Source organism: Labrys sp. HAY1-8F, assembly GCF_056754975.1.
This window is the reverse complement of sequence record NZ_JBPGWZ010000002.1, coordinates 1,122,799-1,147,717: the sequence shown is the minus strand read 5'-3', so window position 1 is coordinate 1,147,717 and position 24,919 is coordinate 1,122,799. Positions and strand designations below refer to the sequence as shown.

The following is a 24,919-nucleotide window of genomic DNA, read 5'->3' as shown; positions in this document are numbered from 1 at the left end:
GACCGGCACACCGAGTGATGTCCAAACCCATCCGTTTCAATGCCTTCGAGATGAACTGCGTGGCGCATCAGTCCCCCGGGTTGTGGCGCCATCCCCGCGATCGTTCGCGCGCCTATAACCGGCTCGATTATTGGCTCGATCTCGCCCGCATCTTGGAACGGGGCCTGTTCGATGGATTGTTCCTGGCCGACGTCCTGGGTGTCTACGACGTCTATGGCGGCAATGGCGAAGCGGCCCTGCGCCACGCCACGCAGATCCCGGTGAACGATCCCTTGCTGCTCGTGCCGGCCATGGCGGCGGTGACGCGGCATCTGGGTTTCGGCGTCACCGTCAATCTCAGCTACGAGCCGCCCTATGGTTTTGCGCGCCGCATGTCGACGCTCGACCATCTCACGGAGGGGCGCATCGGCTGGAACATCGTCACCGGCTATCTCGACAGTGCGGCTCGCGGTGCCGGCAAGGACAAGCAGACAGCGCATGACGACCGCTATGCCATCGCCGAGGACTATATGGCTGCGGTCTACAAGCTGTGGGAAGGAAGCTGGGCTGACGATGCCGTGGTTGCGGATGCGCAGAGCGGGGTCTTCGCCGATCCCCGGCGGGTGCGCAAAGTCCAGCATGACGGACCGCATTTTCGCATCGATGCCGTGCATCTGAGCGAACCTTCGCCACAGCGCACGCCCGTGCTCTATCAGGCCGGAACCTCGCCGGCGGGGCTCGGCTTCGCGGCGCGGCATGCCGAATGCGTCTTCATTTCCGGGCCGAGCCGCAAGGTGATCGCCGGCCGGGTGGCTGCCATTCGGCAGGCCGCTGCGCGGCTCGGACGCAACCCTGCCGATATCCTGATCTTTACCCTGCTGACGGTGATCGTGGCGCCCACGGATGAGGAGGCGGCGGCCAAGTTCGCCGATTATCGCCGCTATGCCGATCACGAGGGAGCCTTGACCTTGATGTCGGGCTGGACCGGTGTCGATTTTTCGCAACTCGACCGCGATGCGATCGTGGAGCATGTCGAGAATGAAGCCGGACGCTCGGCGCTCGAGAACATCACCCGCGCCGATCCCGATCGCCGCTGGACTGTGCGCGAGGTCGCCGAGCATGTGGCGATCGGCGGCATCGGGCCTGTGGTGATCGGCTCACCTGCCAGCGTGGCCGACGAGCTGGAAGCCTGGGTCGATGAAACCGGCATTGACGGCTTCAACCTCGCCTTCGCGGTGCGCCCGGAGACCTTTGCGGATGTCGCCGATCTGCTGGTGCCGGAGCTGCAGCGGCGGGGACGCTACAAGACTGTTTATGCCGAGGGAACCTTGCGCGAGAAGCTTTTCGGCGGCTCGCCGCGGCTGCCCGAAAGTCATGCGGCGTCGGCTTATCGCCATAGCGTTTTGCGATTGGACGGGAGCACGTCGAATCGCAAAGACGCGTCCAAAGCAAGGAGCTAGAGCAAAGCTCGTTCACGCCTGAACGCGCTTTGCTCTAGTTTTGGCAAGCTTTGGCGACGGCATGAGTAGCAAATCAGTGCTTTTGCTATTACCAGAAGGCTGAAGTGGATTTCCGAATCGCAGTCCGGGGGCCGCATGCTGACGAAAAAAGGCAAATACGGCCTCAAGGCAATGGTGCATCTGGCCGGTGCAGAGCCGGGCAAGCCATGTCTTGTCTCCGATATCGCTGAACAGAATGGCATTCCCAAGAAGTTCCTCGATACGATTCTGGGCGAGCTGAAGAATGCTGGCTTCCTACATTCGAAGAAGGGCAAGGGCGGCGGCTATGTTCTCGGCCGGCCCGCAAGCGAAATCCGAGTCGGCCACATCGTGCGCGTGCTGGACGGGCCGCTCGCGCCGATCCCCTGTGCCAGCCGCACGGCCTATCAGCGCTGTGACGACTGTTCCGACGAGAACCAGTGTGCGGTGCGTCTGATGATGCTGGAAGTGCGGCAGGCGATTTCCACCGTGCTGGACAATCGCAATCTCGCCGAGATGCGGGCGCTCGCCGATCTCGACGACCTGACTTTGATGTATCACATCTGATCCGCCCATCTGGATCGGTGTCTGAGACGGCCTGCTTTGAAATTCACCAGCTGAGCACCTTGTCGGCTGTGTGTGATTGATCTATCAAAATGCTAGATTAATCGAAGTTTGCAGCATGCCGCCCACTGTCCATTCCGCCTCCTCCAGGCATATCGTCGTCATCGGAGGCGGAGCGAGCGGCGTGTTGATGACGGCCCATCTGCTGCGTCATCATCATCCGGATCTGCGTGTGACCCTGGTGGAGAAGAGCCGGGAGCTCGGCGCCGGTATTGCCTATGGCACCAGCCATCCCGATCATCTCCTGAATGTTCGCGCTGCCAATATGAGCGCCTATCCCGATGATCCCGACCATTTCTGGCGCTGGGTTGGCGAGCATAGCAGCAGCCATTGTCCGGACTCCCAGTCCTTCGCGCCCCGGCGCCTTTATCGCGATTACCTCGCCGATCTGCTCTCGCCGCATCTCGTGCAGCGGCCGGGTAGCCGGCGTCTGGTCATCGTGCAGGACGAGGCGGTCGGCATCGCGGAAACCGGGCAAGGCGTTGTCGCCCATCTGGGCGGGGGCGGCAGGCTGAATGCCGACATCGCCATTCTGGCGACCGGCAATGAGGGTCCCAGGCTGTCGCCGGCCCCCTGGCGTTTCGATGGCTGGTTCGATGCCGGGCCGGCGGCCTTCTCCCCCGATGCCGCTGTCGTCATCGTCGGTACCGGCCTCACCATGGCCGACCGGGTCCTGTCCCTGCTGCATGCCGGACATCGAGGCCGGATCACCGCGATTTCCAGGCGCGGCCTCAGCCCGCAAGCGCATCGGCCGATCCAGCCGCTGCGCCTCGACGCCGCCGACATCCCCTATGGCACGGGTATCGTCTATCTCACGCGCTGGCTGCGTCGGCTCGTGGCTGAACACCAGAGAGCGGGGGGCGATTGGCGTGCCATCGTCGACGGGCTGCGGCCCTATACACAGCCCCTGTGGCGCAGCCTGTCTCAGGAGGCGCGCCGACGTTTTCTGCGCCATGCCCGGGCCTGGTGGGACATTCATCGTCATCGCATGGCACCGGATGCCGCAGCGCGGATCGAAGAAGCTCGCCGGGCAGGGCAGCTCGCCATCGTGGCGGGACGGGTTACCGGATTCGATCCGCAGGCAGGTGGTGTAACGGTGCGCTACACCGCCCGCACTGGTGCGTCCGAAATGCAGATCGACGCGGATGCCGTCTTCGAGTGCCGCGGGCGCGCGGCTGACGTCACGGCGACCGACAACCCGATTCTGCGCCAATTGCTCGCCGATGGCAGGGTGCGGCCCGACAGCCTCGGCCTCGGCCTGGATGTCGGCCTGGACTGCGGTGTGCTGGGGGCGGATGGCACGCCCTCGGATCGGCTCTTTGCCGTGGGACCGATCACCTCCGGCACGTTCTGGGAGATCGTAGCTGTGCCGGATATCCGCCAGCAGGTGGCCAAGCTGGCGGGCCATCTGCTGACGGCACCGTCCTAGAAATCTGCAGCTTGCTGGCTGATGCGGGCACGGACGTCCCGGCGGACGGGGCGGGGCTGACAAAGCAAGACGCGACAGGCCTTCTTCGGCAGGGAGTGTGGCAACCGCCTGGTTTGAGACGCGCAGGCCGCCTATACGGTCAGGATCGCCTTGATCACGCCGGTTTCCGGCTTGGACCATTCCGGTATCAGGCCGGGCGCATCGTCCAGGCTGCCCTCATGGCTGGCCAGGGCTTGCAGGGGCACCTTGCCGGTCCGCATCGCCTGCAGCACGGTCTCGAAATCCTGCCTGATGGCATTGCGGCTGGCATAGAGCGTGGTCTCGCGCTTGTGGAATTCCGGATCGTTGAAGGTGATGTCCGCGCGCACCAGCGACAGCAGCACGTAGGCGCCGCCATGGCCGACGAGATCGAAACCCTTCTGCATGGCGCAGGGGCTGCCGGTAGCGTCGATGACGCAGTCGAAGAAATCGCCGCCCGTTGCCTGACTGAGGCGATCCCGGATATCGGCGGAGGCCTCGAAGACGCCATCCGCCCCCAATTCGTCCGCGCAGAAGGTGAGGCGGTGGGGATTGATGTCGACGACGCTGACATGGGCGCCAGCCACCTTGGAGAAGACGGCGGCTGCGATGCCGATTGGCCCGGCGCCGACGATCGCCACGCGCTGTCCCGGCCCGATGCCGCCGCGCGCCACGCCATGGGCGCCGATGGCCAGGAACTCGACCATGGCCGCCTGTCCTGCCGTCAGGCCGTCGGCCGGAATGACGTTGGCCTCCGGCACGGCGATCAAATCACAGGCCCCGCCGTCGCGATGGACGCCGAGGACTTCCAGGTGCTGGCAGCAATTCGTCTTGCCCATCCGGCAGGCACGGCAGTGGCCGCAATAGATCGTCGGCATGATCGAGACGATCTGGCCGGTGCGCAGGGCCGGTCCCGCCGGCGCGCTGACGACCTCGGCGCCGAGCTCGTGTCCGATCACCCGCGGATAGCTCAGATAAGGCTGGTTGCCATGGAAGATGTGATAGTCGGTGCCGCAGACACCGACATGGCGAATGCGCACCAACACCTCGTTCCCGGTGGGGCTAGGCTCGTCGCGCTGGATGATGCTCAGCTTGCCGGGCTCGTCGCAGCTCAGGGCTCTCATGTCTGTCTCCAGGATTGGGCGGCGCCCAGGACGCCTTGGGTGGCGATCGCCCGATAAGCCACCTGCAGATCGCCGACAAAGGCGGTGTTGCGTGGCAGGTCGTTGCCGAAAACAGCAGAAAGGCCGAGAAAAGCCTCGACCACAGCCTGGGGCGCTGCACTGCGCTGGTCGGGCTGGCCGGTCCAAGCCTCGAAGGTCGGGTCGTTGAGGGGCAGGGGACGGCCCTTGTCGTCACTGCCACCACAGGAGCGAATCCAGGCGGCGATAGCGAAGATCAGTGGGCCGCAGGGCAGTCCCTTGGCGAGGCAATCGCGCAGGGGCGACAGAATGCGCTGCGGCAGTTTCTGCGAAGCGTCGGAGGCGATCTGTGCGGTGCGGTGATGCAGGGAGGTGTTCTCGTAGCGGCCGAGAAGCTGCCTCGTATAGGCGAAGGCCCTGCCGGCCGGAATGGACAGGGTCGGGATGGCGCATTGCCAATAGCGCTCGATCAGATCGCGGATCACCGGATCGGCGATCGCCTGCGCCACGAATTCATGGCCGGCCAGCCGCCCCAGCGCGGCGATGGTGGAATGCGTGCCGTTGAGCAGGCGCAGCTTCATATGCTCGAAGGGCTCGACATCGTCGGTGAACTCGACGCCGCTTTCCTCCAGGCGCGGCCGGCCGGCGGCAAAGCGATCCTCGATCACCCACTGGCTGAACGGCTCGCCCAGCACCGGCCAGGCGTCTTCGAGGCCGAGCGAGGCGGAAATGGCGGTGCGGTCCGCGTCGGTCGTCGCCGGCACGATGCGATCGACCATGGAGGAGGGGCAGGGGATCTCGCCGGCGATATAGGCCGCCAGGTCCTTGTCCCGCAGGGCAGCGAATTCGGCGAGCACGCGTTTCAGCGTGCGTCCATTTTGCGGAAGGTTGTCGCAGGACAGGACGGTGAAGGGGCGACCGCCCTCCCGGCGCCGGCGCGCGATCGCTTCCACCAGGAAACCGAGGGCCGAGCGGGGCGCCTGCGGGTTGGCGAGATCATGGACGATATCGGGATGATCCTGCCTCAGGCCGCCACTGCCGAGATCGACTGCATAGCCTTTTTCAGTGATCGTCAGCGTGACGATCCGGATAGCCGGGTCGGCGAGTTGGTCCAGGAGAAGAGTGGGATTTTCCGGTGCGACGGTGACACCGAGCACGGATCCGATTACGCGCAGATCCTCGCGGCCGCTGTCGCGTATGGCGAGTGTGTACAACCCATCCTGGGGAGCGAGGGCGTCGCGCGTCTGGGTGCCCCGCAGCGAACTGCCGAGGATGGCCCAATCCGTCTCGCCGCGGGCCAGGCAATCGTCGATGGCGACAGCCTGATGCGCGCGATGGAAGGCGCCCGTGCCCAGATGCAGGATACCGGGCCGGATCGCGGCCCGATCATAGCGCGGTTTGGCGATATCAGCCTTGAGTTGGGCGAGGGTACTGGTGCCAAGACGCATCGGGCTACTCCGTAACATAGGGCCCATACTCGTCCGGCAATTGGGCGAGCATGGTGAAGATCATGTCGAGATGCTGTTCGAGCCGGGCGGCGGCTTCGTTCGTCCTGCCGTCGTCGAGGGCATCGAGTACGGCCAGATGTTCCTCCAGCACCAGGGGCAGACGGGAAGGCGTGCCGAACAGCCGCACGAAGCGTGCAAGGCGGGCGCGGACCTGCAGGATGGTCGGCCATACGCCTTCGCGCTCGGCGAAGCCGGCAAAGGCGTAGTGGAAGCGTTCGTCCTGCTCGAAGAAGCGGTCCTTGTCATCGGCGAGCATGGCCTGGCGTTGCGTTTCCACGATGGCGCGGGCCTCGACGCTCTTGGCCGATGTCCAGCGCGAAGCAGCCTCGCGCAGCAAAGCCAGTTCCAGATGCTTGCGGATGAAATGGCTATCGCGCACTTCGGCAAGGCGGATGGGCGAGACGAAGCTGCCCTGCTGCGGATAGACATCGATCAGGCCGTCCTCGCTCAGCCGCACCACCGCGGAACGCACGGGGGTGCGCGACACGCCGAAATGGCGGCAGATGCGGTTCTCGCTGATCGAGGTGCCTGGCATCAGCCTGACTGTGATGATGGCCTGCTTCAACGCTTCGTAGATCTGGTCGCCCACCGGATGCTTGCGATTGATGTCGACGGCAAAGCCCAGCCCGTCTTCGTCCGGCCCGGACTGTTTGTTGGGCAAGGCAGACATCGGCCGGCTCCTTCAAAACCGCAATGATCGCAATGATATGGTGCTCCATCCTGAATCGGAATGGCATGGGAGGAGGACCAAGATCGCTACCATTATCTTGCAAACACGGTTGCATAGATTGACCTTGGATCCTAGTATCCACACCTGTCAAGCGGGCCAAGCGAAGTCGAGAAGCGCCCGCAGCACGTCATCTCCAGAGGGAGGGAATTTCATGTTCATTCGACGTCAGCTCTTTGCTTGCGCGGCTGTGGCTGCCTTGTTCGCCGGTGCGTTGCCCGCTTTGGCCGCCAACGACACCAAGGTGGCGCTGGTGCCCGGCGGTCCGCATCCCTATTTTTCGGCCTGGGATCAGGCCGGCAAAGATGCGGCCAAGGATTTCGGCCTTGGGGCGGCCGACTACAAGGTTCCGCAGAAATGGGAGCTCAGCCAACAGAACGAACTGCTCGAAAGCCTGGTAACGCAGGGCTACAATGCCTTCCTGATCTTCCCGGGCGATCCGGTCGGTTCGGTGGCCACAGCCAATGAGCTGGCCGATACCGGCGCGCCGGTGATGGCACTGGCCGGCTGCCTGAAGGACCCTTCCAAGGCGGCCTTCTGCCTCGGTACCGATACCGGCAATTCGGCCTATCTCGGCACCAAGGAATTGTTCAAGGCGATGGGCGGCAAGAAGCGCATCGCCCATTTCACCGGCTTCCTGGTCGATCCCAACACGCAGCTTCGCATCGACGCCGTAAAGAAGGCTGCCGAGGAAGAAGGCGGGCAGGTGGTGCAGGTCATCGCCGATATCGACGCGCCCGAGCCGGCGGAAGAGAAGATCAACGCCTATCTTGCCGCCCATGCCGGTGAGATCGACGGCATCGTCACCACGGCCTGGGTGCCGGCGGTGGTCGCCTCCAACGCCTTGCGCAAGATCGGCGACAAGCGCATCAAAATGGTCGGCATCGACCATGACGAGGTGGTGCTCAAGGCGATCAAGGACGGCTTCGTCAACGGCACCATGCTGCAGAACCCCTATGGCCAGGGCTATATCGGTTCTTTCGCGGCCGACAAGCTGCGCAATGGCTGCACCGTGAAGGCCGATGCGCCCTGGAAGTCCAATGCACTGACCAACCACTTCATCGATTCGGGCACGGTTTTCGTCGATGCCTCGGGTGTCGACAACTACATCTCCGCCATGCAGGGCATCACCAAGACGCTGCTGGCGAGCTTCGAGAAAACTTACCTGGCTTGCAAGTAAGCGCGCCGGAGGGACTGTTCGTCATTGCGAGCCGCGCCGATCACAGGATCGAAAAGGCCCGCAGTGACGACCGGACGCAACTCTATTCCTACGGAGCCGAGATCCGCCGATGGCCGGTGACGAATCCCCAACCGCAACACTCGCGCCGGCGACCGGCAAGCCGATGCAAAGCGGCACGGTGCGCTTCTACCTGACCAACGAATTCGGCCTGCTGGTCCTGATCGTGGTCTTCGCTTGCCTGTTCGGCCTCGCCACCAAAGGGTTCTTCTCGCCCTTCAACCAGTTCACGCTGGGGCGCGTCGCCGCCGTCAACATCATGGTCGGTCTGTCCATGATGGTGGTGATCGTCACCGGTGGGTTGAACCTGGCGGTCGGCGCCATTGGCGTCTGCGCGGCGATGGCCTTTGGCGCCCTGGTGGAATTGGCGGGGTTGCCCTGGCCTGTTGCCGCTCTCGGCGCCATCGCCCTGGCGGCGGCGCTCGGCTGGATCAACGGTTTCGTCGTGGTACGCTCCGGCCTGCACAGCTTCATCATCACCCTTGCCAGCATGAGCATCTTCTTCGGGACGATGATCTATCTGACCAAGGCTCAATCCTTCCGCGGCATTCCGGCCGACTTCTCCAATTTCGGGCGGTTGCGCCTGTTCGGCCTGGTCTCGCCGCTTCTCGTCGTCGCCCTCATCGTGGCGATCGCGCTGGGCATGCTCTATCGCTTCACCGTTTTCGGCCGCGAGATGCTGGCGGCCGGCGCCCGTCCCGAGGCCGCCGAGTTTTCCGGCGTGCGCGTCGGGCGTGTCTTCATCCTCTGCCACATGCTGTCGGGGGGCTCGCCGCCATCACGGCCATGCTCGTGGTGGCGCGTACCGGCGCGGCCATTCCCTCGATGGCCGGACAACTGGGGCAGGACTGGCTGCTGCCGGCCTTTCTCGGCCCGGTGCTCGGCGGCACGCTGCTCAGCGGTGGCCGCGTCTCGGTGAGCGGCACCGTGCTCGGCGCCATCCTGGTTACGATGCTGACCAACGGCCTGCTTCTCCTGCAGATCGGGGAGTTCTGGGTGCAGGCCTGCCTGGGTTGCCTGCTGCTGTCAGCCGTGCTGATCGATAAGGCACGCCGTTCCTATCTCGCCCATCGGAGGATGGTGTGATGCCCCGCTTCATGCAGACCGACTGGTTCGGGCCGCTGGCGATCGCCGTCGTGGCGATTGCTTTCATCGGCAGCTTCAACCCGTCCTTCCTGTCGCCGCTCAACATCCAGGTGCTGCTGCTCGCCATCACCGTGAACATGCTGATCGCCTTTTCCCAGATGATCATCATCGCCATCGGGCAGATGAACCTGGCGGTCGGGGCCATCGGCGGACTGGCCGCGATCTCCTTTGCCGGCATGATGCAGGTGTGGGGCTTGCCGGCGCCGCTTGCCGCGCTGCTGGCGGCGGGGATCGGCCTCCTGGCCGGCATCGTCAATGGCGCCTTCATCGCCGGCACCGGTATCTCTGCCTTCGTCATCACATTGGCCACCCTGTCGGTGTTCAAGGGCATCAACCTCGCCATCACCAAGGCCCAGCCCTTCTACGGCGTGCCTCAGAGCGTCAAGGATTTCGGCAACACCACCTTCCTGGGTCCGCTGCCCTGGCTGGTGATCCCGGCGGCCATCGTGTTCGCGGCGATGTGGTATCTGCTCAACCGCCTGCCGCTTGGGCGCTTCATCCTGGCCGTAGGCGGCAATCCGCATTCGGCCGAACTCTCCGGCATCTCGGTGTCGCGGACCGTCGTCACCGCCCATGCCATTTCGGGCCTGCTGGCGGCCCTGGCCGGCATCGCGCTGGTGGCGCGGCTGGAGATCGGGCAGCCGACCATCGGCGACGACTGGCTGATCCTTTCCTTTGCCGCACCGGTGATCGGCGGTGCCGTGCTCGCGGGCGGCCATGTCTCCAGCTTCGCCACGCTGCTCGGCGTGATCATCGTCGCCATCATCACCCAGGCGCTCGTGCTCTTCCATATCGATCCCTTCCTGGTGCAGGTCGTTCTCGGCGGCCTGATCCTGTGGGCTGTCGGCATCAACCGCTGGCGCGAGATCCGCGTCAGCCGCGGCCTGAAGAGGATCTGACCATGGCGGCAGAGACACCAGCCTCGGTCTTCCAGGCGCGCGGCGTCAGCAAGTTCTTCCCGGGCGTCAAGGCGCTGGAAGGGGTCTCGATCTCCCTACGCCCGGGCTCCATCCACGCCTTGCTGGGCGAGAACGGTGCCGGCAAATCCACACTGATCAAGCTGATCACGGGGGTGCTCAGGCCCGACGAGGGCGAACTGGTGGTCGATGGGCAACCCGTGCATTTCACCTCGACCCGCGACGCCATCGCCAGGGGTATCGGCGTGGTGCATCAGGAACGCAACCTCATCCCGCGCTTTTCGGTGGGCGAGAACATCATGCTGGAGCGCCTGAGCGCCAGCCCGTTCAAGCCGATCGACTATGCCGCAGTGAATGCCGAGGCGCGGCGCTGGCTCGACGTCCTCGGGCTCGACCTCGACCCGGCCACCCCGGTCTCACAGCTCAGCGTCGCCAAGATGCAGCTCGTCGAGATCGCCAAGGCGCTGTCCCTGCGTTCGCGCGTGCTGCTGCTCGACGAGCCGACGGCCTCCCTGACTCCGCATGAGACCGTCGCCCTGTTCGCTCTGCTCAAGAAGCTCAGGGACGAGGGTGTCAGCATGCTCTTCGTCAGCCACAAGCTGGAGGAGGTGCAGGAGATCTGCGACCAGGTCACCGTGCTCCGCGACGGGCGCAATGCCTGCGACAGCCGGTCGATGGAAGGGCTCGGGCGCCAGGATCTCGTGCGCCTGATGATCGGGCGCAGCGAGCAGATCCCGGACTGGAAGCCGCGCGACCATGCCGGGGCAGCGCCCGTGCTGCAGCTCGAGAAGGTCGCCACGCCCTTCGGCCATCGCGACATCGATCTCACCGTCCGCCGCGGCGAGATCGTCGGGCTCTATGGCCTGGTGGGAGCCGGGCGCACCGAACTCGCCAAGTCTATCATGGGGCTGCAGCCGGCGACGTCGGGCACCATCCGGCTCGACGGCAAGGAGGTGGCCATTACCAGCGTCGGCGAGGCGATCCATACCCATCGGCTCGGCTATGTCAGCGAGGACCGCAAGCAGGAAGGCCTCATCCTCCTGCATTCGGTGCTGGACAATGCCGGCATCGCGATCTGGCGCAAGCTCGCCGGTTTCGGCGGCCTGCTCACCGACCGCACCGTGCGCAAGGCGACCGAGCCCTATATCCGCAAGCTGGAGGTTCGCACGCCTTCCCTAGGGCAGCTCGTCGGCAATCTCTCCGGTGGCAACCAGCAGAAGATCAGCGTGGCTAAATGGCTGGCTGCGGGTGTGCGGCTCCTGATCATCGACGAGCCCTCGGTTGGAATCGACATCAAGACCAAGGCCTATCTGCATGAATTGATTCGCGAACTGTCGGATGCCGGCACCTCCATCCTGCTCATCACCTCAGACATGCCGGAGATGATCGCCCTGGCCGACCGCATCGTGGTGATGAACGGCTACCGGGTGGCGGGAGACCTGCACAACAGCCGCGACTATGGTGCCATGAGCGAAGGCATCATGAACCTCATCCACAAGCTCGATGCAGCGTGAGGGCCGGATTATTTCTGACGGATCGGCACGCACGGATAGCTGGTAATATCTCTGTCGGCTCGCCGTCCTCGGTTGCCGGAGTTGGTTGATTGCCGCAACAAACTGACGATAATGTCGGATGAATACGCGCCGGCTCTTCGGCGACGTTTGCCCGAAACCGGAGGAAACCCATGCGTGCACTTGTCCTCGAACGCCAGCACGAATTGTCGCTGCGCGAAATCGATCTCCCGCTCGAGGTCGGCCCCACGGATGTGAAGATCGCCCTGCACACCGTCGGCGTCTGCGGCAGCGACGTGCATTATTACACCCATGGCCGCATCGGCAATTTCATCGTCAACGCGCCGATGGTGCTGGGCCATGAAGCGGCCGGCACGGTCGTCGAGGTCGGCTCGAAGGTGACGAACCTCAAGGCTGGCGACCGCGTCTGCATGGAGCCCGGCATACCGGATCTGAGTTCTCGGGCCTCAAAGCTCGGCATCTACAATGTCGATCCGTCCGTGGTTTTCTGGGCGACGCCGCCGGTGCATGGTGTGCTCACGCCCTTCACGGTGCATCCGGCCGCCTTCACCTACAAACTACCCGACAATGTCTCCTTCGCCGAAGGTGCGATGGTCGAGCCCTTCGCCGTTGGCATGCAGGCAGCTGCACGCGCCCGCATCGCACCTGGCGATGTCGGCGCAGTGATCGGTGCCGGCCCGATCGGCATCATGGTCGCGCTTGCTGCCCTGGCCGGCGGCTGCAGCAAGGTGCTGATCTCCGATTTCAGCAAGGAAAAGCTCGAGATTGCCGGGCGCTATGACGGCATCATCCCGGTCGACCTGACCAAGGAAACCTTTGCCGCCGCCATCGCGCGGGAGACCGACAAGTGGGGTGCCGACGTGGTGTTCGAGGCGAGCGGCAGCGCCAAGGCCTATAACGGCATCTTCGACCTGGTGCGGCCCGGCGGCGCGCTGGTGCTGGTCGGCTTGCCGGTGGAGCCGGTCAATTTCGACGTTCCTGGCGCCATCGCCAAGGAAGTCCGCATCGAGACGGTGTTCCGCTATGCCAACATTTATGATCGCGCTCTGGCGCTGATCGGCTCAGGCAAGGTCGATCTCAAGCCGCTGATCACCGGCACCTATGCCTTCCAGGATTCCATCGCCGCCTTCGAGCGGGCCGCCAAGGCCTTGCCCACAGACGTGAAGCTGCAGATCCTGATGGAGGACTGAAGCGTCTTCCTGCCCTCTTGCTGAAAGAGGCGAGGGCCTCGCGGGAGGGCTGCATTTTCTCAACTCGTGCAGCCCTGAGCCCGCTCCCTCTCCCTGAACAGAAGCGGCGCTAGTTTCAGCGCGGCGAAAACACCGGGCAGGGCGATTGCGATCGCCAGGATGAACACGGCCAGCATGGCTTGCTGAAGCTGTGGACCCGTGGTGGCGGAGCCGGCACCGTTGGCGTTGGCCACGAAGCCGAGCACGGCGGCCCCAATGGCATAGGCCGCCGATTGCAGGGTGGGCAGCAGGGCCGAGGTGCGGTTGCGTTCCTCCGCCGGCGAGGCTTCCATCAGGCCCTGGCTCAGATAGCCCCAGCTTGCCCCGAAGCCCACGCCGATCAGGATCTGGCCGCCGACGAGCAGCACGATGTCGGTCCGCCAGAGCGCGACGATGATGGCGCTGAGGCCAAGCACCAGGAACAGCGGGCCTAGCCAGATCAGCCGGCGACGGATCCTCTGCGAGGCTACGCTCGCCACGGCGATGGCGACGAGGCTCCAGCACACCGCCATCACCGCATTGAGCGCGCCCGCCAGCGTGGCGCCGTACCCCCAAAGATGCTGGATCAGATAGACGAGATAGACCGAGGCCGCCGAATGGGCCATCGGCATCAGGAAGACGATCCAAAGTCCGAGGCCGATCGGCTTGCCGAGCCGGAAGGCATCCTTGGGGAAGAGCCGGGCCGGCGAGCGCCTGTCGCTGTAGACGGCGCCGACATACAACAGGGCGGCGAGCACCAGCAGCAGCATGGCCGCGCCGGTGCCGCCGGCCACGTCGGCGATCATCACCGCCGCCATGCCGGCTCCGATGGCGCCGAGCTGGACGAGTGGAAGTGGCACCGCTTCCTGCCGGGTTGCATGCGGCACCACTTTGAGGACGAGGGCGATGAAGATCAGCGACAGCGGTACGTTGACCAGGAAGGCCGCCCGCCACGACACCGTCTCGCTGATGATGCCGGCGACGGCCGGGCCGCCGAAGGCCGCCGCTGCCCAGACCATCGCCTCGGCGCCGAACACCTTGGGAACCAGGCGGGAGGGAAAGATCTCCGGGATCAGCGCGTAGCAGATCGCGGCGATCAGGCCTTCGCCGAAGCCCTGCAAGGCGCGGCCGACCAGCAGCACGGCCATGGCGGGAGCAAGGCCCGCGAACAGCGTTCCCGCCGTAAACAGCAGGGCTGCCCCGATCAGTGCCGCCCGTGCGCCATGGCGGGCCTTGAGCAACGCCGCGATCGAGCCGCCGAGGATGGCGAAGATCAGATAGAGGCTGACCGACCAGGCGATCAACGAGGCGCCGCCCAGCTCGTCGATCGCCGAGGGCAGGGCGGTCGAAACCAGGAAGCTGTTGAAGGCGAACAGGGCAACGCCAAGGCAAAGCGTCGCCGTCGCACCGGCATAGCTGCCGACCGCGATCTCGCGCCAACGGGCTTCGGTTCCCGTGCTGACTTGCGTGTCCATCTTCAGCTCCAACTTCCAGCGTCCGTCTCGAACGGTGTCCGATGCAACCTCTGCATCCCGACATCGTCTGGCCTACAACCTCTACTTAAGTTAAGGTCAAGCTGTTTTTGGGAGACGAACCATGGTTGAATTGAGCGTCGGCGATCTCGCTCACCGCAGCGGCGTGTCGGTCACGGCGCTGCATTTCTACGAGCGCAAGGGGTTGATCCGCAGCCGGCGCAACCAGGGCAATCAGCGCCGCTACGACCGGGCGGTGCTGCGCCGCGTCGCCCTGATCAAGGTGGCGCAGGAACTCGGCTTCTCGCTGGCGGAGATCGCAGCTCGCCTGGCCGAGCTTCCGGACGATCGTCCGCCTTCCCGGCACGATTGGGAAATACTCGCCAGTCACTGGGCCGACGAGCTCGACCATCGCATCGCGTTGATGCAGACCCTGCGCGCCGAACTGACGGGCTGCATCGGTTGCGGCTGCCTGTCGATGGAACGCTGCACCTTGCTCAATACCGATGACCGGCTCGCGGGTGCAGGCAGTGGGCCGGTCAGGCTGATGCAGGAGGCGGAGGCGTAGCCTGTGTCAGCCCACCGGCTCGAACGGCAGGTTGATCTGCCAGGAGACGCCGAAACGGTCGGCGATCCAACCGAACCGGCGGCTGAACCCGTAATCGTCAAGGGCCATGAAGACAGTGCCGTCCTGCGAGAGGGTGGCGAAGAGGCGATCCAATTCCTCATTCGTCTCGCAATCGATGAAGAACGAAAAGGATGGCGTGAAGGTGAAATTGTGCTGCACCGGGCTGTCGATGCAGACCACGCTCTGGCCGGCGATGCTGAAACGCGCCTTCTTGATCGAACCCTGCAGCCCCATTTCACCGGGGCCGTAACGCTCGACGTCGAGGATCTTGCCGTCCGGAAACAAGGAAACATAGAGGTTCATGGCGGCGTCCGCCTGCCCGTGCCCCTGGAACATCAGGAAAGGCTGGACCGTCAGTGTCATCGGCATGTCCTCCAAAAGGGCGCTCATCGTCATTCTAGCGCTTATCCGGCGTCAGTCGGTACTTCCTTCCATGGTGACATAGCGAGAATTTCCGTGGTGACATGGCGAGAATATGGGCCGGTCATCTCTCCGTGCTTCGGGCGCTTACGCCGCTGAGAATCAGGTTAAGGCAGTGTGAAGCGCAAGAGCCCGGGTCGGGCGGGCTTGCAATCGGGGTAGATGGTAATGGGTGTCGTCGTGGTCAGGCAGGGCAGCGAGGCGGACAAGCCGGCGTTGAAGGCGATCCTCCGGGATACGTTCGACAGCACCTGGCGCCCCAACATCACGCCAGCAGCTGTCGAGCGCTATCTCACCTCCGGCCTCGCCGATCGCTTCATCGACGAGCATGGGCAGGAATGCCTGGTTGCCGAACTCGACGGCGAGGTGGCAGGCTTCGTGCGCTGGGAAGGCGATTTCATCGATGCCCTGCATGTCCACTCCAGCCACGCTCGCAAGGGTATCGGACACCGGCTGATGGACGCGGCGGAGGCCGCGATCAAGGCGGCTGGCTTTGCACAGGTGCGCCTGGAAACGGACACTTTCAACCAGCCGAGCCAGGCCTTCTACCTCTCGCGGGGCTATCGCGAGGCCGGTCGCTATCCCGACGAGGAATGGCAGAGCGGGCTGACCACCATCCTCTTCGTCAAGCCGTGAGGCTTCACTGCAGGCGGCGGGCGATCAGCGACTGTGCCATCATGAAAAGCGAGACGATGACGAGATAGTAGATCAGGGCGGCGCAATACCATTCCACGAAGCGGAAGGATGCTGCTATCGCGTCATTGACCACCGCCATGATCTCGCGCAACGAAATGACATAGGCGAGCGAGGTCACCTTCAGAAGGTTGATGAACTCGTTGACCAAAGCGGGCAGCGAGACACGCAGGGCCTGCGGCAGGATCACCAGCCTGAAGGCCTGCAGGCGCGTGAGGCCGAGCGCGGTCGCGGCTTCCCCCTGTCCGGCGCCGATCGAGCGCAGGGCTCCCTTCATGATCTCCGCCATATATGCCGATGTGACCAAGGTGAAGGAGATTGCCGCCGCCACGAAGGGCGTGAACCAGCCTGCCTTGAGCAGAAAGGGCATCAACTGCGGCGAGCCATTCCACACCAGGAGCAGCACCAGAATGAGCGGTGCGGCGCGGAACACCCAGACATAGAGCTGCGCCGAGCCATTGCGTATCGCCTTGCGTGAATTCAGGCACAGCGCCAGCGGCAGGCAGAGGAAGAACGAGACGGCGAAGACGATGACGGACAGGATGAGGGCGATGGCGGCGCCCTGCAGCATGGCCGGGTTGGTCAGTGCCGTCAGGAGGAGTGCCGGATCGAAGGACATGTCGGCGCCGCTGCTCCTGGCTACTTGTCGTAGTCGACGTCGAAGACAGCAGCGTTGAGGCCGTATTTCTGGGCGAGAGCGGCGAAGAAGCCGTCATCGCGAAGCTTCCTCAGGGAGTTGCGCACCAGCGCCGGGTCGCCGTCCTTGCGACGCATATAGATGCCGTAGGTGAAGTCGGACTGCCATGTATAGGCGATCTGTAGCGTGTCCTTGGCGTCGGCAACGCGGAAGGCACCCTCGGCCTCCTCGGTCAGCGTTGCGTCGACGCGGCCCACCATCACCTGCTGATAGGCTGCCTGCTGGGTCGGATAATTGTGGATGGCGACGGGCGGCTTACTGGCCGCTTCCAGGGTCTTGTTCAGGGGATCCAGCCGCTCTTCCTTGTAATAGGTGCCGGCCTCCAGTGCGACGTCGCGGCCGCTGAGGTCGTCCGGCTTGCCGATCGCCGCGTTGCCGGCCTTGGTCACCAGCACGGTGGCCGATTTCATGTAGCGCACGCCGTCATAGGTCTTGCGGCGCTCGTCATTGACATAGATGCCGCTGATGATCAGGCCGCAGCGCCCCGAACCCAGCGTCGGCAGCAGGCCCGAGAAGTCGGTGACGGTATAGCTCGTGCTGGCGCCCCAGGTTTTGGCCAGCGCCTCGGCGATCTCGATGTCGATGCCGACGGGCGTCAGGTCGCCCGGTGAGCGCTTGTAGCTCAGGGGCGGAAATGCCGCAGTGGTGCAGATATTGATCGATCCGTCCGAAACGAAGCTCGGCTGTTCCGCGCATGCCGCGGAGCTGGCAAGCGTCGCCAGTGCAACCATGGTCACGAATTTCGCTGTCATGACTGTCTCCTCCTTGGAGCAAACTGCGTCCATGGCTGAACGCTTGTTTGCTCTAATTCATTGTTTCGACACGTCTTTATGATTCCTGGCGTTGCCGTCTCATCACAAGATGCTTCAGCTTGTCCGGATGTCCGCCGCTTGGATGCGTTCGATGATCCCGCCATAGGCTTGCGTGTCGAAGGCGGGGAGGATGAGCGGATCGACATGGCCGTCGCGGCGCGCGGTGAGCACATATTGCATCATCGCTTCGGGGCTCGGCATTTCGAAGATCTGTACGAAGTCATAAGCGCCGAGCAGGGCGTAGAAGGCGATGGAGCGCCCGCCCAACGCCGCCACACGCTCTTCGCTGATACGCCTGCGCCCGGCGCTGTCACCGAGCTCGGCCAGGCCCTTGGCGGTCAGACGCATCAGCGAGACGTAGCGCTGGGGCGCGCCGTGGTGCTGGCTCACGCGCCGGCCCTCGGTAGCTTGGCAAGGCCGGCGAGCACAGCGGCAGAATCCGTCAGGGCGCCGAAGATGCCGTTCTCCACCGTCACCATGTGCAGGGCTGCCTCATGGGCGCGCTGGTCACCGCTGGCACAGGCATCGGAGATGGTCAGGCATTGGAAGTTACGGTCGCAGGCCTCACGCAAGGTGGTATGGACGCACACATCGGTGGTGCAGCCCGAGAAGAGCAAATGGGTGATGCCCTGGGCCCGCAGCACGTGCTCGAAATCAGTGTAGGTGAAGGCGCCGTTGCAAGTCTTGTCGACGATGATGTCCTCGGGGCGCACCTCGATGTCGGAGACGATCTCGAAGCCCGGGCTTGAACGCAGCAGAACCTGCGTGCCGTCGAGGCCGGCACGCTTACGGCGCCATTTTTCGTAAGGAGTCATGTCCGCCATATCGCCGCGATAGCCCTGGCGGGTATGGATGATGCGGATGCCGGTGGCGCGGGCGGCGTCGATCAGCCGGTTGACCTTCGGGAGGATGGCCCGAAGTGGGCTGGGATCATAGCCCTGCCTGGCGAAATAGCCCGTCGGCGAGAGGAAGTCCTCTTGCAGGTCGATGACGATCAGCGCCGTGCAGCGCGCGTCGAGCCTGCCGTCATAGGGATAATCGAATGGTGTCGCCTGGATCATCGGGGTGCTTCCTTTCGCCATCCTGGATAGCACCCGAAATTGTTCTCAAAAAACGATTTGTTTTAATCAAAATTGTTCTAATAATCTCATCGATTACCGCGCGAGGCATCATGGCCCGGCCCCTGGTCTATCTGCAATATCTGCCGGCCTTCGAGGCGACGGCCCGGCTGGCAAGCCTTCGCCGGGCGGCGGAGGAGCTCAATCTCAGTCCAAGCGCCGTCTCGCTGCAGCTCAAGAAGCTCGGAGAGGCGATCGGGATCCCCCTGTTCGAAAAGGCGGGACGCAACATCGCGCTGACGCCGGCCGGCCGCGATTTTGCCCAGGCGGTTGCCGTCAGCCTCGGCCAGCTCGATTCGGCTGCACGTGACTGCCGCAGCCGAGGCGCTGCCACCCCGCAGCAGAACCTGTCGCTATCCCTGCCGACCGCGCTCGGAGTCGCCTGGCTGAGCGCGGTGGTGGTGGAGTTCGCGGAAAGCCGTAACATCGCCAATTTGGCCATCAACGAGGCGATAACCGCTGCCGAGGTGGATTGGCAGGCCAGCGATGTCGCCATCGTCTACGACAATCCGCCTTTCCCGGGACGGTACTGGCGCCTGCTCAGCGAGGTACGCTTACGGACGGTATGCTCGCCGATCCTGTTTCCACGGCTCGACCTGCAGCATCGCGAGCGCAAACTCAATGGCATCACGCTGCTGCACGAGGACCGCGGCGAGGAATGGGCACGGTGGGCCGTGGCGGCACGGGTCAATCTGCAGGGAAGTGCCAGCGTGCGCGTGGCCTCGGTGGCACAGGCGGTTGCCTCGGCTGTGCAAGGGCAGGGGCTGGCGCTTGTCTCGGACGTGCTCACGCGCAATCTGCTGCGCGAGGGACGGCTCATTCAGCCCTTCGCCACCTCGATCAATGCGGCGGCGGCTTATTACATCCTTTGTTCGGTCGACGGGGCGGAGGAGCCGCTCCTGCAGGCGCTGATGGAGCGGCTCGTCGAACGCGTCGGGTCGTGAGTTCCCGAAATGGCTACATACGAGCGAGGACGAGGATCGAGCGTCCCCCTGCGTCGAGGAGCAGCAGCTTGTTGCGGGCCGCATCGATGCGCCAGCTGCGCGCGGACTCCAGGGCTTTGATGAACTTGCCTTCCTGATCCATGATGGCCGGCGGGCAGGCCATCTGGGTGCTGACGATCTGTCCGATGCGAATGCGCGAGCCCCTGATGGTGGCCCTGCCGCCCATGCCGTTGCAGCCCCCGCGACCGGAAATCGCGCCATTGGCGGCGATTTCGAGCACGCTCTGCGCATTGTCGACCACACCGCGGCCATTGATGTCCTCGGCCAGCCAGCGTCCGCTCGGACCGGCCGGGCTGGCTTCAGCCTCTTGCCCCACGCGATCGACCTGGATGTCGCCATTCACGAGCTCGCCCGCGGTGACGGCGTGGTGGGTGGTATTGAGGAACCAGAGGCGGCCATTGACGCTGATGCGTGCCTCCAGGGCATAGCGGCCGGTCGGCTTCAGGGACCTGTCATCATAGCGCAGGCGATAGGGAATGGGTACCTGCCGGCCGGAACGAACCGATGTCCGCGCCAGCGTGCGGGCCGGGGCGTCTGCCAGGGAGACATCGACGAGCTTGACCTCGATCATCGCGGAGGGAGGCAAGGCGATGCGCTCTCGATAGCTGACTGTGCCGGTCAAGATACGCTGTCTTGCGAAAGCCTCGCTCGCGGGAAGCATCAGGCCGAGCAGAGCGCAGGCTAGTACGACGGGCCACCAGCGATTGATCATCGGATCTACTCCTCAGGGCGATGGGACCGGCACGTTCCGATCCTCGGGCTTCTTCGGTCACCCTATCAGCCTGACGCTGCCTTCGCAGCCTTTGGCTGGGGCAGGCGTCAGCCGAGCCGTCCCAGAGGTGCGCCGCGCCTCAGCTGTGCAGACCGGGCGCCTCATGCCCGGTGCGGGCGACATATTCGGTGTAGCCGCCGCCATATTGGTGGACGCCGTCCGGCGTCAGCTCCAGCACACGATTGGAGAGAGAGGCGAGGAAGCGCCGGTCATGCGAAACGAACAGCATCGAGCCCTCATATTGCGACAGGGCCGCGATGAGCATCTCCTTGGTCGCCAGGTCGAGATGGTTGGTGGGCTCGTCCAGCACCAGGAAGTTCGGCGGATCGTAGAGCATCTTGGCCATCACCAGCCGGGCCTTCTCGCCGCCCGACAGGAACCGGCATTTCTTCTCGATATCGTCGCCCGAAAAGCCGAAACAGCCAGCCAGGGTGCGTAGCGAGCCCTGGCCTGCCTGGGGAAAGGCATCCTCGAGCGTCTCGAAGATGCTGTAATCGCCGTCGAGTAGGTCCATGGCATGCTGGGCGAAATAGCCCATCTTGACGCTGCCGCCCTGCACGACCGCGCCCCTGTCGGGTTCGGCGGTGCCAGCAACGAGCTTGAGCAAGGTGGATTTACCGGCGCCGTTGATGCCCATCACGCACCAGCGCTCCTTGCGCCGGACCTGGAAGGTAAGGCCTTCATAGATGATGCGATCGCCATAGGCCTTGTGCACCTCCTTCAGGCTGACGACGTCGTCGCCCGAGCGCGGTGCAGGCTGGAACTCGAAGGCAATGCTCTGGCGCCGGCGCGGCGGCTCGATCTTGTCGATCTTCTCCAGCTTCTTCACCCGGCTCTGTACCTGCGCCGCGTGGGAAGCGCGCGCCTTGAAGCGCTCGATGAACTTGATCTCCTTGGCGAGCATCGCCTGCTGGCGCTCGAACTGCGCCTGGTGCTGCTTTTCGTTCAGGGCGCGCTGCTGCTCGTAAAACTCGTAGTCGCCCGAATAGGTGGTCAGCGTGCCGCCATCGATCTCCACCACTTTCGAGACGATGCGGTTCATGAATTCGCGGTCATGCGAGGTCATCAGCAGGGCGCCCTCATAGCCCTTGAGGAACCCCTCCAGCCAGATCAGGCTCTCGATGTCGAGATGGTTGCTTGGCTCGTCCAGCAGCATGGCGTCGGGACGCATCAGCAGGATGCGGGCGAGGGCGACCCGCATTTTCCAGCCGCCGGAAAGGGCGCCGACATCGCCGTCCATCATGATCTCGCTGAAGCTCAGCCCGGCCAGAACCTCGCGGGCGCGGCCTTCGAGCGCGTAGCCGCCCAGTTCCTCGAATCGCCCCTGTACCTCGCCATAACGCTCGATGATGGCATCCATGTCGTCGGCCCGGTCCGGGTCGGCCATCGCGGTTTCGAGTTCCTTCAACTCGGCCGCCACCTCGCTGACGGGGCCGGCACCATTCATCACCTCGGCGACGGCGCTACGGCCGGCCATCTCGCCGACATCCTGGTTGAAATAACCGATGGTGACGCCGCGATCGACGGAGACACGGCCTTCATCGGGTTCTTCCTCGCTGGCGATCATGCGAAACAGCGTGGTCTTGCCGGCCCCGTTCGGGCCGACAAGCCCCACCTTCTCCCCCTTCTGCAGGGTGGCGGAGGCTTCGATGAACAGAATCTGGTGGCCGTTCTGCTTGGAGATATTTTCGAGGCGGATCATGGAGCGATGCGGTCAATGCGGAGGGAAGCACGCTCTTACGCGATGCCGGAAACAGGAGAAAGATCCCAGCAGGCCGGACGTGCCGTGGAAAATGACGAATCCGGATCATGGGAACGGCGGACACCTGTCATCCACACTGGACGGCAGGTTCACAATCAGTCGATCACCATGAGGCAGGATATGAAATCATGCCCACAAGCAACTGACAATGTGATGAAAAATAGAAAGAATGGCGCGCCCGAAAGGATTCGAACCTCTGACCCTCAGATTCGTAGTCTGATGCTCTATCCAGCTGAGCTACGGGCGCACTGGGAAGCGACCGGCGCTTCCATGGCCGGTCTGATAACCAAGCCTAGCGGGGTATGCAAGCCCCCTTCTCGCTTTTTTTCATATTATCGAAATAAACCCTCGCCCTGCTCGTCGATCAACTGCTTGCCTTTGGTCAGGGAAAACTGCACGGCATCGTCCAAACTGGCGAAACGATCGGCCCGAATGAACTTATGGCTCTTGAGTTCGCCGCCGATCTCTTTTTCCACAAAGCCGCAGGTCTGATACTGGCCGCCTTCCTTGTAGGGGGCAGGGCGCACGGTAAAGCCGTTATATTCCTCGCCATCACCCTTGGGGGTGGGGTCACCATCCGATTCGCGTTTGCCTCCGAACAGGGAGGAGAGGGATTTAAGGAAGGAGGCCACGGCAAAGTCCCAATATGATTGATCGAGGCCCGCACGATAGCTGCATTGACGCTTGTCGCCAATGGGCGCATGTTCCGCCCGGTTGTGGGAGGACGGGCTTTCGCGCAGAAGCTGCGGGCGATTTGCTCCTGCCTGCGCGCTCCACTAGAATTCGCCAGCCGCGACGAGATGCGGCGGCGATTCCTGGGATACAGACATGAACAAGCTCATTCTCGCCGGCATGATCGTGATGGGTGGGTTCTATGCTGGAACAGGTACGGGACAGGCAGCCTCGCGCCAACAGGGTGAGCGCTACGCCGACAATGCCAGGATCGAATGCATCCTGCCGTGGTATCGCTTCTTCGGCGCCTGTGACGAGGCGATCCAGGATGCGCCCGATGGCAAGAATGGCCACGCATGGGAGTATCGCGGCCATCGGCATCGCGGCTGGCGCCGCTAGAGTATCGTGCCGAAAAGTGGATTGCGGTTTTCGGCAAGAACGATGCAACCGCAAGAATGCTCTCAATTGGTTCCGATTCCGGAACCGCGAGCGCCTCGCTAAAGCAGGCGCTCTCGTTTTTTTCCGCATCGGTCTTCAGCCGGTGGCCTTGAAATTGCCGCAGGAAGACCAAAATCAAGGGACCCCACAAGACGGCGGGAGCCGCGGGGGGATTTCATTTTCAGTTTGCCGGACAAGGGAGCCGGCATCGGAATTGCCGACGAGCCCGGCGCACGGGGGCTTCGGCATGCCTGATGCCGACTCTCGTTAAATTATTGATTTTTCACCAGGGTCCGCGAAGAGGCAGCTATGCGTGAAGGTAGAATGATACTAGAAAATTTGCGTGGCCGCGATGCCGTGATCGGCACCCTGCTGGCTTTGGGGTTCTCCACCGCGGTGCTCGCCCAGAACGCGCCGCCGCCGCCCGTCGCGGTGGCCAAGCCCATCGTGAAGGACGTCGTCGAATATGACGATTTTATCGGCCGCTTCGAGGCGGTCGACAGGGTGGACATCCGCGCCCGCGTCTCGGGTTACGTCGACAAGATCCATTTCATCGACGGTGCCATCGTCAAGGCCGGGGACCTGCTCTTCACCATCGACCAGCGTCCTTATCAGGCCGCGCTCGAAGAGGCACAGGCCAGTGTCGAGGCAGCCAAGGCGCGGGTGGATTTCGCCGCCGGTGACGTCGGCCGCGCCGAGAACCTGCGCAAGTCGGGCAACATCACCGGCCAGATCTATGACGAGCGCACGCAGACCCTCGCCACCGCAAAGGCTGATCTCAACCGGACCCAGGCGACCTTGAACCGCGCCAAGCTCGACCTGCAGTTCACCGAGATCAGGGCGCCGATCCCCGGCCGGATGTCTCGGCGCCTGGTCTCGCTCGGCAACCTCGTCAATGCCAATGAGACGGTCCTCACCAATGTGGTGTCGATGGACCCGATCAACTTCTATTTCGACGTCGATGAGCGCTCCTATCTTGCCTATCAGAAGCTCTCGACCGGGTCGCTGCGCATTTCGAGCGATGGCAATCTCAACGAGGTCCTGGTCGCCACTTCCAATGAGCGCGAGCCCATCCACAAGGGCCATATGGACTTCACCGACAACCGTCTGGATGCCGCCAGCGGCACCATGCGGGCCCGCGCTGTGTTCGAGAACAAGGATCTGGCCCTGGTGCCCGGCCTGTTCGGCCGCATCCGCATCCTCGGTTCCGACAAATACAAGGGCGTACTGGTGCCGGAGGACGCACTCGGGTCCGACCAGGATCGGCGCGTCGTCTATGTCGTCGGCGCCGACAACGCCATTTCGCTGAAGCCGGTCCGTGTCGGCTCGCGCGTGGACGGCTATCGCGTCATCCGCGAGGGGCTCAAGGGTGACGAGACCATCGTCGTCAACGGACTGATGCGGGTGCGGCCCGGCATCAAGGTCGATCCTAAACTGACGACCTTGCCGGCCACCGCTGTCGCGGCCGCGAACTGAGAGAGCGGTC

Annotated in this window: 26 protein-coding genes and 1 tRNA gene; 14 read left to right on the top strand and 13 right to left on the bottom strand. The window is 63.8% G+C overall.

The window, feature by feature from the left end:
* Window positions 1-17: 17 nt before the first annotated feature.
* From ACR9ZN_RS14370 to ACR9ZN_RS14360, 3 genes are all read left to right on the top strand, one after another.
* Window positions 18-1,439: an LLM class flavin-dependent oxidoreductase gene (locus ACR9ZN_RS14370; RefSeq protein ID WP_481272502.1), complete on the top strand. Its 1,422-nt coding sequence runs from the start codon at window positions 18-20 to the stop codon at window positions 1,437-1,439.
* Between the two features lie 135 nt (window positions 1,440-1,574).
* Complete coding sequence (locus tag ACR9ZN_RS14365) at window positions 1,575-2,024, top strand: RrF2 family transcriptional regulator (protein ID WP_149254599.1); 450 nt, start codon at window positions 1,575-1,577, stop codon at window positions 2,022-2,024.
* Between the two features lie 115 nt (window positions 2,025-2,139).
* Complete coding sequence (locus tag ACR9ZN_RS14360) at window positions 2,140-3,510, top strand: FAD/NAD(P)-binding protein (protein WP_454814526.1); 1,371 nt, start codon at window positions 2,140-2,142, stop codon at window positions 3,508-3,510.
* Window positions 3,511-3,641: 131 nt separating this feature from the next.
* On the opposite strand, the gene ACR9ZN_RS14355 is transcribed toward ACR9ZN_RS14360, so the two are convergent.
* The 3 genes from ACR9ZN_RS14355 to ACR9ZN_RS14345 are packed head-to-tail and all read right to left on the bottom strand — an operon-like array spanning window position 3,642 to window position 6,848.
* Window positions 3,642-4,652, bottom strand: a complete 1,011-nt coding sequence (locus ACR9ZN_RS14355; RefSeq protein ID WP_481272501.1) for a zinc-binding alcohol dehydrogenase family protein — start codon at window positions 4,650-4,652, stop codon at window positions 3,642-3,644.
* Window positions 4,649-6,118 carry a mannitol dehydrogenase family protein gene (locus ACR9ZN_RS14350; protein WP_454814522.1) on the bottom strand — a complete coding sequence of 490 codons (1,470 nt, stop codon included), beginning with the start codon at window positions 6,116-6,118 and terminating at the stop codon, window positions 4,649-4,651. Before ACR9ZN_RS14350 ends, ACR9ZN_RS14355 begins: the two co-directional genes overlap by 4 nt.
* Window positions 6,119-6,122: 4 nt before the next feature.
* Complete coding sequence (locus tag ACR9ZN_RS14345) at window positions 6,123-6,848, bottom strand: GntR family transcriptional regulator (RefSeq protein WP_434957073.1); 726 nt, start codon at window positions 6,846-6,848, stop codon at window positions 6,123-6,125.
* Between the two features lie 211 nt (window positions 6,849-7,059).
* Here ACR9ZN_RS14345 and ACR9ZN_RS14340 point away from each other — a divergent pair, with 211 nt between their 5' ends.
* The 6 genes from ACR9ZN_RS14340 to ACR9ZN_RS14315 all read left to right on the top strand — a co-directional run bounded on the left by ACR9ZN_RS14340 (window position 7,060) and on the right by ACR9ZN_RS14315 (window position 12,927).
* The gene (locus tag ACR9ZN_RS14340; protein ID WP_454814520.1) at window positions 7,060-8,085 is read left to right on the top strand and encodes a sugar ABC transporter substrate-binding protein; all 1,026 of its coding nucleotides are present in this window, start codon (window positions 7,060-7,062) and stop codon (window positions 8,083-8,085) included.
* A gap of 109 nt (window positions 8,086-8,194) precedes the next feature.
* Window positions 8,195-9,061, top strand: a complete 867-nt coding sequence (locus ACR9ZN_RS14335) for an ABC transporter permease (RefSeq protein ID WP_481272500.1) — start codon at window positions 8,195-8,197, stop codon at window positions 9,059-9,061.
* On the top strand, window positions 8,968-9,228 hold the full coding sequence (locus ACR9ZN_RS14330; protein ID WP_481272499.1) for a hypothetical protein: 261 nt from the start codon (window positions 8,968-8,970) through the stop codon (window positions 9,226-9,228). The genes ACR9ZN_RS14335 and ACR9ZN_RS14330 overlap by 94 nt, the downstream gene beginning before the upstream one ends.
* The gene (locus ACR9ZN_RS14325) at window positions 9,228-10,187 is read left to right on the top strand and encodes an ABC transporter permease (RefSeq protein ID WP_434957070.1); all 960 of its coding nucleotides are present in this window, start codon (window positions 9,228-9,230) and stop codon (window positions 10,185-10,187) included. Before ACR9ZN_RS14330 ends, ACR9ZN_RS14325 begins: the two co-directional genes overlap by 1 nt.
* A 2-nt stretch (window positions 10,188-10,189) precedes the next feature.
* Complete coding sequence (locus ACR9ZN_RS14320; RefSeq protein ID WP_481272498.1) at window positions 10,190-11,719, top strand: sugar ABC transporter ATP-binding protein; 1,530 nt, start codon at window positions 10,190-10,192, stop codon at window positions 11,717-11,719.
* Between the two features lie 170 nt (window positions 11,720-11,889).
* Window positions 11,890-12,927 (top strand): NAD(P)-dependent alcohol dehydrogenase, encoded by a 1,038-nt coding sequence (locus ACR9ZN_RS14315; protein WP_441772330.1) that lies wholly within the window; start codon window positions 11,890-11,892, stop codon window positions 12,925-12,927.
* A 59-nt stretch (window positions 12,928-12,986) separates the two neighbouring features.
* Here ACR9ZN_RS14315 and ACR9ZN_RS14310 read toward each other — a convergent pair whose 3' ends face one another.
* The gene (locus tag ACR9ZN_RS14310; protein ID WP_481272497.1) at window positions 12,987-14,420 is read right to left on the bottom strand and encodes an MFS transporter; all 1,434 of its coding nucleotides are present in this window, start codon (window positions 14,418-14,420) and stop codon (window positions 12,987-12,989) included.
* Between the two features lie 121 nt (window positions 14,421-14,541).
* On the opposite strand from ACR9ZN_RS14310, the gene soxR reads away from it, so the two are divergent.
* The gene (gene soxR, locus ACR9ZN_RS14305; RefSeq protein WP_434957066.1) at window positions 14,542-14,985 is read left to right on the top strand and encodes a redox-sensitive transcriptional activator SoxR; all 444 of its coding nucleotides are present in this window, start codon (window positions 14,542-14,544) and stop codon (window positions 14,983-14,985) included.
* Window positions 14,986-14,991: 6 nt separating this feature from the next.
* On the opposite strand, the gene ACR9ZN_RS14300 is transcribed toward soxR, so the two are convergent.
* A complete protein-coding gene (locus tag ACR9ZN_RS14300; protein WP_454814511.1) occupies window positions 14,992-15,408 on the bottom strand; it encodes a VOC family protein in 417 nt (138 codons plus the stop codon).
* Window positions 15,409-15,633: 225 nt separating this feature from the next.
* On the opposite strand from ACR9ZN_RS14300, the gene ACR9ZN_RS14295 reads away from it, so the two are divergent.
* Window positions 15,634-16,101 (top strand): GNAT family N-acetyltransferase, encoded by a 468-nt coding sequence (locus tag ACR9ZN_RS14295; protein WP_454814509.1) that lies wholly within the window; start codon window positions 15,634-15,636, stop codon window positions 16,099-16,101.
* 4 nt (window positions 16,102-16,105) lie between these two features.
* On the opposite strand, the gene ACR9ZN_RS14290 is transcribed toward ACR9ZN_RS14295, so the two are convergent.
* From ACR9ZN_RS14290 to ACR9ZN_RS14275, 4 genes are all read right to left on the bottom strand, one after another.
* Window positions 16,106-16,777, bottom strand: coding sequence for an amino acid ABC transporter permease (locus ACR9ZN_RS14290; protein WP_441772326.1), 672 nt, complete (start codon window positions 16,775-16,777; stop codon window positions 16,106-16,108).
* Between the two features lie 20 nt (window positions 16,778-16,797).
* Entirely contained in the window at window positions 16,798-17,607 is an 810-nt protein-coding gene (locus tag ACR9ZN_RS14285; RefSeq protein ID WP_481272496.1) for a transporter substrate-binding domain-containing protein, read from the bottom strand.
* 114 nt (window positions 17,608-17,721) lie between these two features.
* Window positions 17,722-18,057, bottom strand: a complete 336-nt coding sequence (locus ACR9ZN_RS14280) for a GYD domain-containing protein (RefSeq protein WP_481272495.1) — start codon at window positions 18,055-18,057, stop codon at window positions 17,722-17,724.
* The gene (locus ACR9ZN_RS14275; protein WP_481272494.1) at window positions 18,054-18,728 is read right to left on the bottom strand and encodes a cysteine hydrolase family protein; all 675 of its coding nucleotides are present in this window, start codon (window positions 18,726-18,728) and stop codon (window positions 18,054-18,056) included. The genes ACR9ZN_RS14280 and ACR9ZN_RS14275 overlap by 4 nt, the downstream gene beginning before the upstream one ends.
* 110 nt (window positions 18,729-18,838) lie before the next feature.
* Here ACR9ZN_RS14275 and ACR9ZN_RS14270 point away from each other — a divergent pair, with 110 nt between their 5' ends.
* Window positions 18,839-19,729, top strand: coding sequence for a LysR family transcriptional regulator (locus ACR9ZN_RS14270; RefSeq protein WP_481272493.1), 891 nt, complete (start codon window positions 18,839-18,841; stop codon window positions 19,727-19,729).
* Between the two features lie 13 nt (window positions 19,730-19,742).
* Here the strand turns inward: ACR9ZN_RS14270 and ACR9ZN_RS14265 are convergent, their stop codons facing one another.
* From ACR9ZN_RS14265 to ACR9ZN_RS14250, 4 genes are all read right to left on the bottom strand, one after another.
* Window positions 19,743-20,501, bottom strand: a complete 759-nt coding sequence (locus tag ACR9ZN_RS14265; RefSeq protein WP_481272492.1) for a YbaY family lipoprotein — start codon at window positions 20,499-20,501, stop codon at window positions 19,743-19,745.
* Between the two features lie 139 nt (window positions 20,502-20,640).
* Complete coding sequence (locus tag ACR9ZN_RS14260) at window positions 20,641-22,263, bottom strand: ABC-F family ATP-binding cassette domain-containing protein (protein WP_481272491.1); 1,623 nt, start codon at window positions 22,261-22,263, stop codon at window positions 20,641-20,643.
* Window positions 22,264-22,493: 230 nt separating this feature from the next.
* Window positions 22,494-22,570: transfer RNA gene (locus ACR9ZN_RS14255), tRNA-Arg, on the bottom strand.
* Window positions 22,571-22,655: 85 nt separating this feature from the next.
* Entirely contained in the window at window positions 22,656-22,955 is a 300-nt protein-coding gene (locus ACR9ZN_RS14250) for an HlyU family transcriptional regulator (protein ID WP_434957056.1), read from the bottom strand.
* Window positions 22,956-23,151: 196 nt separating this feature from the next.
* Between ACR9ZN_RS14250 and ACR9ZN_RS14245 the strand changes: the two genes are divergently transcribed.
* Both ACR9ZN_RS14245 and ACR9ZN_RS14240 read left to right on the top strand, forming a co-directional pair.
* Window positions 23,152-23,394 (top strand): hypothetical protein, encoded by a 243-nt coding sequence (locus tag ACR9ZN_RS14245; RefSeq protein WP_434957055.1) that lies wholly within the window; start codon window positions 23,152-23,154, stop codon window positions 23,392-23,394.
* 363 nt (window positions 23,395-23,757) lie between these two features.
* Window positions 23,758-24,909, top strand: coding sequence for an efflux RND transporter periplasmic adaptor subunit (locus ACR9ZN_RS14240; RefSeq protein ID WP_454814490.1), 1,152 nt, complete (start codon window positions 23,758-23,760; stop codon window positions 24,907-24,909).
* Window positions 24,910-24,919 lie beyond the last annotated feature (10 nt).

What these genes read in the sequence shown, in the direction of transcription:
- ACR9ZN_RS14370 (WP_481272502.1), top strand. Translation starts at nt 18, where the DNA reads ATGTCCAAACCCATCCGTTTCAATGCCTTCGAGATGAACTGCGTGGCG.
- ACR9ZN_RS14365 (WP_149254599.1), top strand. Translation starts at nt 1,575, where the DNA reads ATGCTGACGAAAAAAGGCAAATACGGCCTCAAGGCAATGGTGCATCTG.
- ACR9ZN_RS14360 (WP_454814526.1), top strand. Translation starts at nt 2,140, where the DNA reads ATGCCGCCCACTGTCCATTCCGCCTCCTCCAGGCATATCGTCGTCATC.
- ACR9ZN_RS14355 (WP_481272501.1), bottom strand. Translation starts at nt 4,652, where the DNA reads ATGAGAGCCCTGAGCTGCGACGAGCCCGGCAAGCTGAGCATCATCCAG.
- ACR9ZN_RS14350 (WP_454814522.1), bottom strand. Translation starts at nt 6,118, where the DNA reads ATGCGTCTTGGCACCAGTACCCTCGCCCAACTCAAGGCTGATATCGCC.
- ACR9ZN_RS14345 (WP_434957073.1), bottom strand. Translation starts at nt 6,848, where the DNA reads ATGTCTGCCTTGCCCAACAAACAGTCCGGGCCGGACGAAGACGGGCTG.
- ACR9ZN_RS14340 (WP_454814520.1), top strand. Translation starts at nt 7,060, where the DNA reads ATGTTCATTCGACGTCAGCTCTTTGCTTGCGCGGCTGTGGCTGCCTTG.
- ACR9ZN_RS14335 (WP_481272500.1), top strand. Translation starts at nt 8,195, where the DNA reads ATGGCCGGTGACGAATCCCCAACCGCAACACTCGCGCCGGCGACCGGC.
- ACR9ZN_RS14330 (WP_481272499.1), top strand. Translation starts at nt 8,968, where the DNA reads ATGGCCGGACAACTGGGGCAGGACTGGCTGCTGCCGGCCTTTCTCGGC.
- ACR9ZN_RS14325 (WP_434957070.1), top strand. Translation starts at nt 9,228, where the DNA reads ATGCCCCGCTTCATGCAGACCGACTGGTTCGGGCCGCTGGCGATCGCC.
- ACR9ZN_RS14320 (WP_481272498.1), top strand. Translation starts at nt 10,190, where the DNA reads ATGGCGGCAGAGACACCAGCCTCGGTCTTCCAGGCGCGCGGCGTCAGC.
- ACR9ZN_RS14315 (WP_441772330.1), top strand. Translation starts at nt 11,890, where the DNA reads ATGCGTGCACTTGTCCTCGAACGCCAGCACGAATTGTCGCTGCGCGAA.
- ACR9ZN_RS14310 (WP_481272497.1), bottom strand. Translation starts at nt 14,420, where the DNA reads ATGGACACGCAAGTCAGCACGGGAACCGAAGCCCGTTGGCGCGAGATC.
- soxR (WP_434957066.1), top strand. Translation starts at nt 14,542, where the DNA reads ATGGTTGAATTGAGCGTCGGCGATCTCGCTCACCGCAGCGGCGTGTCG.
- ACR9ZN_RS14300 (WP_454814511.1), bottom strand. Translation starts at nt 15,408, where the DNA reads ATGACACTGACGGTCCAGCCTTTCCTGATGTTCCAGGGGCACGGGCAG.
- ACR9ZN_RS14295 (WP_454814509.1), top strand. Translation starts at nt 15,634, where the DNA reads ATGGGTGTCGTCGTGGTCAGGCAGGGCAGCGAGGCGGACAAGCCGGCG.
- ACR9ZN_RS14290 (WP_441772326.1), bottom strand. Translation starts at nt 16,777, where the DNA reads ATGTCCTTCGATCCGGCACTCCTCCTGACGGCACTGACCAACCCGGCC.
- ACR9ZN_RS14285 (WP_481272496.1), bottom strand. Translation starts at nt 17,607, where the DNA reads ATGACAGCGAAATTCGTGACCATGGTTGCACTGGCGACGCTTGCCAGC.
- ACR9ZN_RS14275 (WP_481272494.1), bottom strand. Translation starts at nt 18,728, where the DNA reads ATGATCCAGGCGACACCATTCGATTATCCCTATGACGGCAGGCTCGAC.
- ACR9ZN_RS14270 (WP_481272493.1), top strand. Translation starts at nt 18,839, where the DNA reads ATGGCCCGGCCCCTGGTCTATCTGCAATATCTGCCGGCCTTCGAGGCG.
- ACR9ZN_RS14265 (WP_481272492.1), bottom strand. Translation starts at nt 20,501, where the DNA reads ATGATCAATCGCTGGTGGCCCGTCGTACTAGCCTGCGCTCTGCTCGGC.
- ACR9ZN_RS14260 (WP_481272491.1), bottom strand. Translation starts at nt 22,263, where the DNA reads ATGATCCGCCTCGAAAATATCTCCAAGCAGAACGGCCACCAGATTCTG.
- ACR9ZN_RS14245 (WP_434957055.1), top strand. Translation starts at nt 23,152, where the DNA reads ATGAACAAGCTCATTCTCGCCGGCATGATCGTGATGGGTGGGTTCTAT.
- ACR9ZN_RS14240 (WP_454814490.1), top strand. Translation starts at nt 23,758, where the DNA reads ATGATACTAGAAAATTTGCGTGGCCGCGATGCCGTGATCGGCACCCTG.